The 11799-nt window shown below is 69.2% G+C and carries 10 protein-coding genes; 5 read left to right on the forward strand and 5 right to left on the reverse strand.

Features of this window, described 5'->3' with window-relative positions; genetic code table 11:
• Nucleotides 1-215 precede the first annotated feature (215 nt).
• Both VHC63_05820 and VHC63_05825 read left to right on the forward strand, forming a co-directional pair.
• Nucleotides 216-950 (forward strand): GntR family transcriptional regulator, encoded by a 735-nt coding sequence (locus VHC63_05820; GenBank protein ID HVV36102.1) that lies wholly within the window; start codon nt 216-218, stop codon nt 948-950.
• Nucleotides 947-1609, forward strand: a complete 663-nt coding sequence (locus VHC63_05825) for a sterol desaturase family protein (GenBank protein HVV36103.1) — start codon at nt 947-949, stop codon at nt 1607-1609. Before VHC63_05820 ends, VHC63_05825 begins: the two co-directional genes overlap by 4 nt.
• 1 nt (nt 1610) lies before the next feature.
• On the opposite strand, the gene VHC63_05830 is transcribed toward VHC63_05825, so the two are convergent.
• A complete protein-coding gene (locus VHC63_05830; GenBank protein ID HVV36104.1) occupies nt 1611-2516 on the reverse strand; it encodes an FAD:protein FMN transferase in 906 nt (301 codons plus the stop codon).
• A 102-nt stretch (nt 2517-2618) separates the two neighbouring features.
• Here VHC63_05830 and VHC63_05835 point away from each other — a divergent pair, with 102 nt between their 5' ends.
• Complete coding sequence (locus VHC63_05835; protein ID HVV36105.1) at nt 2619-2855, forward strand: hypothetical protein; 237 nt, start codon at nt 2619-2621, stop codon at nt 2853-2855.
• Between the two features lie 6 nt (nt 2856-2861).
• On the opposite strand, the gene VHC63_05840 is transcribed toward VHC63_05835, so the two are convergent.
• From VHC63_05840 to VHC63_05855, 4 genes are read right to left on the reverse strand one after another with little or no spacing between them, the layout of a single operon-like run.
• Nucleotides 2862-3419 (reverse strand): heme-binding beta-barrel domain-containing protein, encoded by a 558-nt coding sequence (locus tag VHC63_05840; protein HVV36106.1) that lies wholly within the window; start codon nt 3417-3419, stop codon nt 2862-2864.
• Between the two features lie 19 nt (nt 3420-3438).
• Nucleotides 3439-4464, reverse strand: coding sequence for a Vms1/Ankzf1 family peptidyl-tRNA hydrolase (locus tag VHC63_05845; GenBank protein ID HVV36107.1), 1026 nt, complete (start codon nt 4462-4464; stop codon nt 3439-3441).
• A 53-nt stretch (nt 4465-4517) separates the two neighbouring features.
• Nucleotides 4518-6113 (reverse strand): NAD(P)/FAD-dependent oxidoreductase, encoded by a 1596-nt coding sequence (locus VHC63_05850; GenBank protein ID HVV36108.1) that lies wholly within the window; start codon nt 6111-6113, stop codon nt 4518-4520.
• 5 nt (nt 6114-6118) lie between these two features.
• Nucleotides 6119-6964, reverse strand: a complete 846-nt coding sequence (locus tag VHC63_05855; protein ID HVV36109.1) for an alpha/beta hydrolase — start codon at nt 6962-6964, stop codon at nt 6119-6121.
• Between the two features lie 26 nt (nt 6965-6990).
• On the opposite strand from VHC63_05855, the gene VHC63_05860 reads away from it, so the two are divergent.
• Together VHC63_05860 and VHC63_05865 are read left to right on the forward strand one after the other, a co-directional pair.
• A complete protein-coding gene (locus VHC63_05860) occupies nt 6991-8157 on the forward strand; it encodes an acyl-CoA dehydrogenase family protein (protein HVV36110.1) in 1167 nt (388 codons plus the stop codon).
• Nucleotides 8158-8229: 72 nt separating this feature from the next.
• Nucleotides 8230-11724 carry a PQQ-dependent sugar dehydrogenase gene (locus VHC63_05865; GenBank protein ID HVV36111.1) on the forward strand — a complete coding sequence of 1165 codons (3495 nt, stop codon included), beginning with the start codon at nt 8230-8232 and terminating at the stop codon, nt 11722-11724.
• The last annotated feature ends 75 nt before the right edge of the window (nt 11725-11799 follow it).

Raw genomic sequence — 11799 nt, forward strand, 5'->3', positions numbered from 1 at the left:
CGACCTCGGGGCCCGAACAGTCGGCCAGCTCTGCGGAACGACCGGCACGAACGACATCACCGACGCGTCGGTGGCAGTCACCGCCCGCCAACGCGAATTGCGCGTGATCACGTCCGACCCCGACGACATCCGCCGCATCGACAGCCGTATCGACATCGTCGCGGTCTAGTTCGTCGACTGGTCAGACCAGTTGATGTCTGGCTACAGTTGGCCGCGTGAACCTGGCACCGGTGGCGCGTCGGTCGGTGGTCGACGGCGCCTACGAACAACTGGCGGCGGAGATCCTCGACGGCCGGCTCGTGCCCGGCGAGGTCCTGCCGGCGGAACGAGCCCTCACCGAGCTGCTGGGCGTCAACCGGCAAGCCGTCCGCGAAGCGCTGCAGCGGCTGGCGCAAGACGGCCTCGTCACGATCCAGCACGGCGGCGCCACGCGGGTGCGCGAATTCCGGCAGACGGGGGCGCTGCACCTGCTGCCGCGCTTGGTGCTGTCCGCCGATGGGAAGGTCGACCGCAGCGTGATCCGCTCCGTGATCGAGATGCGCCTCGCCATCGGTCCAGACGTCGCTCGGCTCGCCGCGCAACGGGCGCGGCCCGAGCATCTGGCGCGCGTCGCCGACGCCGCCGCGGTGCTCGACGACGGATCGGTGCCGGCGGTCCGTCGCAGCCACGTCAACCTCGACCTGTGGGACGCGCTGGTGGACGCATCGGACAACATCGCTTACCGCTTCGCCTACAACAGCCTGCGGGCGTCGTTCGAGCCCGTCGCCGGTTTCGTCGCCGACTACCTGACGAGTGAGCTCGACGACGTGAAGGGTCGCCGCCGCCTGCTGACGGCGGTGCGCGACGGCAAGCCCGAAGCCGCCGAAGCCGCAGCGCGCAAACTGCTGGCGGCGTCGAGCGCCGCGCTCACCGGGTTGGTGGCGCAGTTGCCCGAGGAGTTCGTCAAATGACGGCGACCACCTACGAGTATCCCGACTCGCAGAGCCTGGCGAGCCACGCCCGGCTGTTCCTGCGCCACACGCCGCCGCGCCTCATCATCCTGGCGCTGACCGCCGCCGTCGTCTATCGGGCCACGCTCGGCGGCTGGGGCTGGCGCGACCTGCTCGGTCCGGTGATCATCACCGCCCTCGAGCCGTTCACCGAGTGGACGGTCCACATCGTCTTGTTGCACTTCCGCCCCCGCACGATCGCCGGGCGCATGCTCGACCCGTATGTCGCGCGCAAGCACCGCGAGCATCATCAGGCGCCGCGGCGCGTCTCGCTCGTGCTGCTGCCGACGCGGGTGGTCTCGATCATGCTGCCGACCGCCGCGATCATCGCGGTGGCCCTCGGACAGGGCAAGCCCTCGTCGTACACCACGCTGGCGTTCGCTTACCTCATGCTGCTCGCCTACGAGTGGACGCACTTCCTGATCCACTCGAAGTACCGGCCGCGCCGCTGGTACTACAAGACGATCTGGCGCAACCACCGCAATCACCACTTCCGCAACGAGCACTACTGGTTCGGCGTGACGAGCGACGTCGGCGACCGCCTGCTGCGCACCGCCCCCGAACGTGATGCTGTTCCCGTGTCGCCGACGGCGAAGGATCTGGCCGCGGCCTGGGATTGACTCAGCTGGCGTAGGCGAGTTGCGTCGGCGGCGGTGTCGCGAGGAAGCGGCGGAACTTCGCGGTGGTTGCCACGCGGCCGGAGTCGTCGACGGTCAAGGCTTCGACGCCGAGGCCGACGACGGTACCGAACCCGTCGCCGCGCAGCAGCAACGTCTTGGCCAGCACCTCGGCCATCCACGCATGACCGGCGACGACCGAGGCGGTGTTCACGACGCTGGCCGACGGGACGCCGGTGTGGGGATCGATGAGGTGATGGGCGTCGCCGGCCGCGGTGTGCCAGCGGCGCCGCAGCGTGGTCGACGTGGCGACGGCGCCGGTGCGCAGCCCGACGCGGCACACCGGCTCGGGGCGCCACTCGTGCACCACGTCGATGGTCCAGTCGGTGCCGTCGGGGGCGACGCCGGCGACGGCGACGTCACCCCCGAGATTCACGCACGCGCCGGCGGCGCCCGCGGCGATGAGTTCGGCGAGCACGATGTCGGCGGCGAGGCCCTTGCCGATCCCGCCCGGGTCGAAACCGACGCCGGCGGGCAAAGCCACGTGATGTCCGGCGACGACGATGCCACCGCAACCGCGGGCGAGGCCGCTGGTGCCGCTGCCCGCCACCTCGGCGAAGGTGCGGGTGTAGCCGGCGCGCAGCACGTCGCCCAACACTGTCGGGTCGAACCATCCTTCGGACAGCCGCCACCCTTCGATGGCGCGGCGGACGAGCAGCGTCGTGTCGTCCGATACGTCGAGCGAGCCCAGCTCGTTCAGGCGCGACACCTCGCTCGTCGAGCGAAACCGGCTCCACTTGGCCTCGAGATCCTCGACCCGCTCGATGGCGGCGGCGAGCAGCGGGCGCGGTGCGCCCACGACCATGATGTGGGCGTAGCTGCCCATGGCGGAGAACCCGGCTTCGTGCATGCGGTGATGCTCAGCCCGCAAGCTGTGAGTTCGCGGAGTGCCGGATGCGGGTTCGCGGCGAACCTCGCCACTTTGCGCGCGCGCCGGCATACCGTCAGTTGCATGACACAACGGCAGCACCCCGCTCAGCGGGCGCGTGACGTGACGCTCGGTGCCAGCGTGGCGGCGCTCGTCGCCATCACGGGCTACGTGGGTCTCCACTCGTCGTCGCGCGCGACGACCACCTCGAGTACCACCGCCAACACCGCAAATGTGTCGTCGCAGCCGAACTTCGACGACGGAGGGCCTCAGCCCGGGGTGGCCGCCAACAACGGCAACACCCAGAGCCGCGGCAGTTAAGACGAGCTAGCCGACGCGCTTGAGCGTGTTGGCGTCGGTGTGGGCGAACACTTCGCCGCCCATCACGAACATGCGCAGCGCCGTGGACTCTTCGTAGCTCCACGTGCCGTCGTCGTTGACCGTGATCGTGAGGTCGTAGGAGACGGTGGCCGCGTTCTCGGCGAGGTACTTGTTCTCGCCGATGGCGTACTGCGGGTCGCCCTGCTTGGCGTGCATCGTCCACGACTTGGCGTCGGCCGCCGCAGTACCGCCCGCCAGCACCGTGATGCCGCGGGGCACGACGAAGCCGCGCAGGACTTCGTTGGTGGCCGAGTCCCACAGCCAGTAGCCGACCTCGGTGTGGAACGGGTTCTCCTCGTCGTCGCGCCACATGGCCGTCTTGTAGTCGAGGCCGTAGAGCGACTGCTTGCCGTTGTCAACCGGGCCGAACGGCTTGAGCGTCAGCTTCTCGAGATACGGCGTGGCGATGACCTCGCCCTTCGAGTTGGAGTACGCGGTGTCGAGACCGCCCGTGCCTTCCCAATCGCCTGCCAGTGCGTCCAGAGGACCCCATTCATTCGCCATGGGGCGACTCTAGCGAAAGCTATGCCCAGCGAAGAATGGCGCCGATGCCGCCTTCGACGGGCCCGGCGGCCGGGATGACCCGCACGCTGGCTCCGGTGGCGATGGCGTCGTGGACGAGGTTGTCGACGATGCCGGCGCCGTCGGCCAGCAAGTCGCGATCGTCGTGCACCAAAAGCACATCGACGGCGGCGCGCTTGAGCGCGTCGGCGGTGGCGTTGATGCCGTCGACCGCGCGGTCGAGCTGACCTCGCTCGGTCTTGAACTTCTCGAGGACGGCGACGGTGTCCTCGGCCACGGCGGTGTTCACGATCCGGCGCACTTCTTCGTCCCGGAACTCCTCTGATCCGTCGTTGGCCCGGCCCGGGTCGATGATGTGGACGTCAGCGTCGCGGGGGAGATGATCGGCGAGCATGTGCGTGGCGCGCACGTCGCCGCCGACGATGATCGTGCGGGCGTCGACGCGCTCGGCCATCTTGCGCACTTCCTCGGCCGCGTCGGCCGCGTTCTTCGCCCAGTCGTTCTCGGCGCGGTGGGCGAAGCGCGGCTGTGACCAGCCGCCGGGTGCCGACTTCGGCATCGGGTCGCCGTCGCCGGCGGTCTTCTCGATCACGCGGTGGGCGCCATAACCGGTGACGTCGGCGCCGCCGTGATCGGCCCACGCAGTCACGAACGGGATGCGGCTCTGGCGCGCCTTGATGATCGGCACGAGGTCGGCCACGGGGCCCCATGAACCGCGCGGCGCCGGTACGGCTTCCGGGAGATAGTCGACCACCTGCACGCCGTCGGGCGTGGCGATCACCGCCAGCGTCTCGCCGCGCAGGTGAGCGTCGGGTACGAGCGGGTCGACGTGCGCCAGCGCGTCTTCCGGCGCGCCCTGGGCCAAAAGCTCGGTGCGCAGCGTCCGCCACTCGGCGTCCGAACGCGGGGTGGCGTTGGCCACGGCGGACTCGGTGGGCACGTACACGCTGAGGAACGGGCCGTCGATCAGGTGTTTCCAATCGGAGAGGTCGACGCCGCCGCTGGGAGTCGTTCCGGCAGTCTTCATATGAAGGACGGTACCCCGGGCTGTCTACGGGGAGACAGGGCCGAACGGCCCTGTCAAACGATCACGAAACCGGCATAGCCGTTGCTCGCCGCCTGTGCGCAGCGCTCGTTGAACGCCGGCACGCCGCCGACGTAGACCAGGGAGTTACGCAGCGTGCCGTCGAAGCCGGCGCGGCGGGCTCCGGTGAACCACGACGGCACCTTCGTGAACAGCATCCGCTCCGCGCTGGCGATCACTTCGTCGTTCCACTCCTCCTGCGCCTCGACGGTCGGCTCGACCGATTGCTTGTGCTGGGCGCGCACGTGATCGATCAGGTCGACTATCCAGTCGCTGTTCGTTTCGATGCAGCGCGTCATGTTGCAGAACCCGCCCGCCTGCTGCGGGCCGATGACCATGAAGAAGTTCGGGAACCCGGCGGTCATGAGCCCGAACAGCGTGCGCGGTCCGTCGGCCCACGCGTCGCGCAGGGTGCGTCTGTCGCGGCCCCGGATGTCCATGCGGTCGTACGGTCCGGTGATGGCGTCGAAGCCGACGGCGTAGACGATGACGTCGAAGGCGCGCTCGCCGTCGCTCGTAACGATGCCGTCCCGGGTGATGCGTTCGATCGGCGTGGCCCGCAGGTCGACGAGGTCGACGTTCGGTCGGTTGTACGCCTCGTAGTAGTTGGTCTCCATCGGCACGCGCCGGGTGCCGAACCCGTGGTCGGTCGGGATCAGCTTCTCGGCGAGCGCCGGGTCGTGCACGCGGGCGCGGATCTTGTCGGCCACGAAGTCGCTGATGAGCTTGTTGGCTTCCGCGTTGACGAGCGTGTCGCGGAAGTTGCCCATCCAGATGGCGAAGCCGCGCTCGGCCCACAGCCGCTCGAACAACTCGGCGCGTTCGGTGGCGCTGACCTCGAGCGCCTTGCGCCGGTCGGCGTCGTGGACGAAGGCGCCGAAGGTGGTGCGGCAGCGCTCGAACAACTCGCCGTAGCGCGCCTTGAGGTCGGCCTGTTCCTCCGCGGTGATGGGCGCGTTGCCCAGTGGCGCGCACCAGTTCGGTGTCCGCTGGTAGACGGTGAGGTGGCTCGCCACCTTCGCCACCTCGGGGATCAACTGCACGGCAGTCGCGCCCGTGCCGATCACGGCGACGCGCTTGCCGGTCAGGTCGAGGCCTTCGGGCCAGTCGGTGGTGTGGAACGCGGTGCCGGCGAAGTCGGCGACGCCGGGCCAGGGCGGCGGGTTGGGCGCGGCGGTCAACACGCCGATGGCGCCGATGACGAAACGCGCTGTGTCGGTCAAGCCGTCGTCCAACGTGACGGTCCATTCGGCGCGGCGGTCGTCGTAGATCGCCGAGGTGACGCGGCGACCGAAGGTGATGTCGCGGCGAAGGTCGAAGCGGTCGGCGACGTGTTGCAGGTAGCGCAGCGTCTCGGGCTGGGCGGCGAAGTGCTCGGACCAGTCCCACTCCTCGAGCAGTTCGGGCGAGAACGAATACGCGTAGGTGTAGCTCTCGGAGTCGAAGCGGGCGCCGGGGTAGCGGTTCTTGAACCACGTGCCACCGACGTCGTCGTTGGCCTCGTACACGTGGGCGCTGATGCCGCGCTCACGCAGGCGGTGCAGCGCGTAGAGCCCGGAGACTCCGGCGCCGATGATGATGACGTCGGCCACGGGTCCTACCGGTGTCGCCCGAGGAAGTCGAGGATGGCGCGGTTGAAGACCTCGTTGCGGTCGCCGGCGACCATGTGTCCGGCGCCGGCGACGTCCGCGAACTCGGCGTGGGGCACGAGGGCGAGGAACTGATTGGCCGTCTCCTCCCTCACGATGTCGCTGCTGCGGCCGCGCACCAGCAGCACCGGGATGCGCAGGGCGCGCGCCGCGTCCTCGCGGCGCTCCTCGCTGACGAGGCGCGTGCGCGTCTCGTCGACGCCTTGGAACATGCCGGTCATGAAGCGCGGGTCCCAGTGCCAGTACCAGCGGCCGTTGCGCTCGCGCACGTTCTTCTTGAGGCCCGACAGGTCGGTCGGGCGCGGCCGGTGCGGGTTGTAGGCCTGGATGGCGTCGGCGACGTCGTCGAGCGTGTCGAAGCCGTCGAGGTGGCCCGTCATGAACTCGATGATGCGGTCGCGGCCGGCACCTTCGATGCGGTGGGCGACGTCGACGAGCACGAGGGCGCGGGCCACGTCCTCCTGCCGTGGTGCTTCGGCCACCGCCAGCAGCGATGCCAAGCCGCCCAGCGACGCGCCCACCAGCACCGGCGGCGTGCGCAGTTGCCGCGAAACGGCGACGACGTCTTCGGCGAAGGCCACGTGTGAGTAGTCGCCGTCCTCGGGCCATTCGCTGTCACCGTGGCCCCGCAGGTCGAGCGAGACGGCGCGCCAGCCGGCGTCGACGAGCACCTGCCACGTGCCGTGCCACGAGTGTCGCGTCTGGCCGCCGCCGTGGAGCAACACGACCGTCGGCCCGTCCTCGGGTCCGCCGACGTCGGCCGCCAAGTGGACGCCGCGCGCACCTTCGAGCATCGTGGTCACAAGGGTTAGGTTCGCGCATGGACTTCGCTCCGAACGAAACCCATGACGCCATCCGCGAGGGCGTGCGCCGGGTGTGCTCGAAGTTCGACGACGCCTACTGGCGCAAGGCCGACCACGACCACGAGTTCCCGTGGGCGTTCTACGACGCCATGGCGGCGGGCGGTTGGGTCGGCATCGCCATCCCCGAAGAGTTCGGCGGTGGGGGCCAAGGCATCACCGAGGCGTCGATCGTGCTCGAAGAAATTGCGGCGTCGGGTGCGGCGATGAACGGGTGCAGCGCGTTGCACCTGTCGATCTTCGGCATGAACCCGATCGTCAAGCACGGCTCGCCGGCGATGCAGGCGAAGTACCTGCCGCAGGTGGTGGATGGGTCGCTGCACGTCGCCTTCGGCGTCACCGAACCCGATGCCGGCACCGACACCACGTCGATCACCACGAGCGCCCGGCGCACCGACGGCGGCTACCTCATCCGCGGCCGCAAGGTGTGGACGACCAAGGCGCTGCTGTGCCAGAAGGTCCTGCTGCTGGCGCGCACGACGCCGCTCGAGGAATGCCAGAAGCGCACCGACGGCATGACCTTGTTTCTCGCCGACCTGCAGAAGCCCGAAGTCGACATCCGCGCCATCGACAAGATCGGGCGCAACGCTGTCGTGTCGTGCGAGGTGCGCTACGACGACCTCTTCGTCAGCGAGGACGATCGGATCGGCGACGAGGGCAGCGGTTTCAAGTACCTGCTCGACGGCCTCAATCCCGAGCGCATCCTCATCGCGTCCGAGGCGCTCGGCACCGGGCGCGCCGCGATCGCGAAAGCCGTGCAGTACGCCAACGAGCGCATCGTCTTCGGCCGTCCCATCGGCCAGAACCAGGGCCTGGCGTTCCCACTCGCCGAGTCGCACGCGCACCTGCGCGCCGCCGAACTCGTCATCCGCGAGGCGAGCTGGCGCTACGACCACGGGCTGCCGTGCGCCGAGCAGGCCAACAGCGCCAAGTTGCTCGCCGCCCAGGCCGCCTTCGACGCGGCCGACCGCGCCCTGCAGGTCCACGGCGGGATGGGCTACGCCGAGGAGTACGACGTCGGCCGCTACTGGCGCGAGGCGCGGCTCATGAAGATCGCCCCCATTTCCCAAGAGATGGTTTTGAACTACCTGGCCGAGCACGTCCTCGGCCTGCCGCGTTCGTACTGACCGCGCGGCAAGGTTGCGGCAAGGTCCGCTTGCGACGATGCCCCCGTTATCGGATCGATCAAGGGGACGGGCATGCGGCGGTACTGGTGGACGGGTCTGCTCATCGCGCTGTTGACGGCTGGCTTGGTGCCTGTGGTCGCGGCCCGGGCCGACGATCCGCAACCTCCGGGGACGGACACTGGCGGCGGGGTCGTGCTGCCGCCCACCGGGCCTTTGCCCGTCGGTGAACTGCATCTGTCCACGGTGAAGACGGGCTTCACGCATCCGACGGCCGTGCGCGTCGCCGCCGACGGCACCGTGTTCGTGGCCGAGCAGCGCGGCGTACTGAAGTGGTTCGACGATGCGCATGAGCCGCAGACGGTGCTCGACATCGAGAACGAGGTGCACTACTCCGCCGACCGCGGCCTGCTCGGACTCGAAGTCGACCCGAACTGGCCCGCCGAGCCGTGGGTGTGGATTTACTTCGCCAAGGACGCGGCGCCCGGCGGGCAGGCGCCCCACTGGGGTCCCGGCGGGATCCACGACGGCGAAGACAATTGCCCCGGCAAGGACCCAGACGGGGGTGGCTGCGTCAGCACCGCGTCGTTGTGGCGGCTCGTGCTCGACCCCGTGACCAAGGAGGTGAAGGAGACCGTCCCGCTGATCGACGGTATGTGGTGCCAGCAGTTCGTGAGCCACACCGGCGGCGGCTTGCTCTACGGCAACGACGGCGCGCTCTACGTCGGGGGCGGTGACGGCGGCAGCTGGCAGAGCAGCGCGATCGACGTCGGTCAGCACGGCGGTGACGATCCCGACGGCCCCCAACCGAAGAACGTGTGTGGCGATCCGCCGGGGGCCGTCGGCGAAACGCCCGACCCGGTGACCTCCGAGGGAGGCTCACTGCGCGCCCAGGATCTGCTGACACCGAACGATCCGGTCGACTACGACGGCACGATCCTGCGCGTCGACCCCGCGACCGGCGAGGCTTTGCCCGACAACCCGCGCGCCGCTGACCCCGTCGTCGGCAATCGACGCGTCGATGCGATGGGCCTGCGCAACCCTTTCCGCCTCGCGCAGCTGCCGGGCACCAGCGAGGTGTGGAGCGCTGACGTCGGCTGGGACGACTGGGAAGAGATCAACGCCATCGCGCAACCCACGGCGTCGCTCAGCAACTTCGGTTGGCCGTGCTACGAGGGCGCCGCTCCGCAGCCCAAGTGGCAGGCCGCGAACAACGCCTTGTGCAACCAGCTGTACGCGAGCGGCGCCGCCGTCGCGCCGGCGTATCAATACGCGCACGACGTCCCGCCGGTGCCCGGCTGCGGCGACGGCAGCGTGATTTCGGGGATCGCCTTTCCGCCGCTCGGCCTCGGGCCCGAGTTTCGCAACTCCGTGTTCGTGAGCGACGCCTATGCCGGATGTATCTGGGCAATGCGCTTGTCACCCGCGGGCCCGGGCAACCGGCTCGTGCCCGATCCGTCGACGATCCAGCTCATCGCCGGCAATATCGGGGCGACGGACTTTTCCGCTGGGCCCGGCAACGGCAGCCTCTACACGGTGGATTTCACCGGCTCCGTCGAGCGTTTCGATCGGGTGCAGACGTGTCCGCCCGACGACGTCTACGAGCCCAACGACACATTCCAGTTCGCGGTTCCGATGCACGACGCGGTGCGCGCCATCGCCTGTCCGAACGATGCCGACTGGTTCATCTTCGACGTGCGCGCCGGGCAGATCGTGAGTGCCCAGGCGACGTCGCTGCGCGGCGGCAGCGCGCCAAGTGTGCAGCTCTACGACCCGGCGGGGAACCAGATACCAGCCAACGCCGGCCGCAAGGCCACGGCCGACGGCGAGTACGCGGCGCGGGTCACCAACCCGTCTTCCGCTCCGATCGAGTACACGCTGACGGCCGGTGGCTGCAGTGACGACGCGTTGACCAACACCGGATCGAAGCGCGCGCCGCTGGCGCCGCACGTCGACGCCGTGCACTGCCCGGGCGAGACGGAGTACTACGACGGCGAGTTCGTCGGAGGCTCGCTGGTGCAGGTCGACGTCAAGGAGGCGATCAACGCCCCGAAGGTTTCGCTCACCGACTACGACGGGAAGCTGCGGTTGTTGCAGCACCTCGAGAGCGACGGCGAGTCCCACTTCGTGTATGCCGTGCCCAAGACCGGTACCTACGACATGCGCGCCTTCGGCTCGTTGCCCGACAGTCGTCGTCCTTACACCGTCGACGTGTCGGCCATCCTGACGCCGTGCGGCGAACCCTTTGGCGGCGATGCCTTCGAACCCGACGAAGACATCGGCACGGGTGCGGCTTTACCCAAGACGTGGCCGATTCAGGGCACGCTGTGCGGTGCCGGCGATACCGACGTGTACGCCGTCGACGCGCCCGCCTCTCCGCTCACGGCGTTCCTCGCGCCGAACACGTTCAACACGAACCTCGAGCTCCTCGACGGCGACGGCAACGTCGTCGCGGAGGCGGCGCGTAAGAAGGTGGCGGCGGGCCCCTACGACGAGCTGCACTACACGCCCGCGGTGGCGGGCACCTATTACCTGCGCGTGTCCCAGCCGGAGGACCACGACCTCGACTACATCCTCAACGTGTTACCCAACGACTTCCGGGAAGCGGCGTTCAACACCAAGGTCGTGAGCGCTCCCGGCACGGTTCCGCTCCGACCGTGGTTCCCCATCACCGCGTCGATTACGAGTCACGACGACTCCATCATCGGCGTCGCCCTTGACGAACCGGGGTCGCTCGGCGGCGGCTATCTGCCGGTGACGGCTACACCGACGGTGGGGCCCGCGGGCAACAACGTCACTGTCCAGATCGCCAGTTCCGTCGTGCCCCCGGGCCAGACGGCGCGCACCGTCCACCCCGTCGTCGACGGCTCGCCGGTCCACGCGTGCCCGTGGAGCGATCAATGCCTCGACTCGGTCTCCACGAGCGCGTCCGGTCTGACCTTCCGCCTGGTGGCGCGGACGTCGCGGACGTACCGGTTCTTCGCGGACGGCGCCGGCCCGACGTTGACCAGCACGACCCCCGCCGACGGGGCGACGTACACGGTGGGCGACATCATCAGCACGGCCGCGGCGTGCACCGACGCGTCGGTGCCGTATTTCGCCGCCGGTTCGTGCCGCACTGACGTGCGCAGCGTCCAGGTGGTGCCCGGCTTGAACTCGCTGCGATTCCAGGCGGTGGATGCCTTCGGCAACACGACGGTCAAGACCATCCACTACCGGGGCGTGTACGACTTCGAGGGCTTCCTCGATCCGCTGCACGCCGCGCACAACGGCGCCGATGCCGGTCGGATTGTTCCCCTGCGCTGGCGGCTCCACAAGTCGACCGGCGGTAGCTTCGAGGCGGCGCCCTCCCACCTGCTGTCGTGGACGCGGACGCCCGTCGATTGCCCGCTGACCAAGACCCGCTACATCACCGAGTACGGCATCCGGGAGGGCTTGCACACCGCTGGCGACACCACCACTTACGAACTCGGGTGGAACGCGCCGGTGAGCTACGCCGGGCACTGCTACCGCGCCACGATCAACCTTGACGACAACACCCGCCACTCCGTTGTCATCCGGTTCCGCTAGGTACGCTGCGGCCGTTCGTACGAGCAACCGATCCGGGGGCGTCGAGATCGGCCTCTTGGGGCCGTTGGAGGTGCG

The sequence above is a fragment of the Acidimicrobiales bacterium genome, from assembly GCA_035546775.1.
Lineage (GTDB): Bacteria > Actinomycetota > Acidimicrobiia > Acidimicrobiales > JACCXE01 > JACCXE01.

Coding starts and splice junctions, on each gene's coding strand:
- VHC63_05845 (HVV36107.1), bottom strand. CDS start 4,464: ATGAAGACTGCCGGAACGACTCCCAGCGGCGGCGTCGACCTCTCCGAT.
- VHC63_05825 (HVV36103.1), top strand. CDS start 947: ATGACGGCGACCACCTACGAGTATCCCGACTCGCAGAGCCTGGCGAGC.
- VHC63_05855 (HVV36109.1), bottom strand. CDS start 6,964: ATGCTCGAAGGTGCGCGCGGCGTCCACTTGGCGGCCGACGTCGGCGGA.
- VHC63_05840 (HVV36106.1), bottom strand. CDS start 3,419: ATGGCGAATGAATGGGGTCCTCTGGACGCACTGGCAGGCGATTGGGAA.
- VHC63_05860 (HVV36110.1), top strand. CDS start 6,991: ATGGACTTCGCTCCGAACGAAACCCATGACGCCATCCGCGAGGGCGTG.
- VHC63_05835 (HVV36105.1), top strand. CDS start 2,619: ATGACACAACGGCAGCACCCCGCTCAGCGGGCGCGTGACGTGACGCTC.
- VHC63_05865 (HVV36111.1), top strand. CDS start 8,230: ATGCGGCGGTACTGGTGGACGGGTCTGCTCATCGCGCTGTTGACGGCT.
- VHC63_05830 (HVV36104.1), bottom strand. CDS start 2,516: ATGCACGAAGCCGGGTTCTCCGCCATGGGCAGCTACGCCCACATCATG.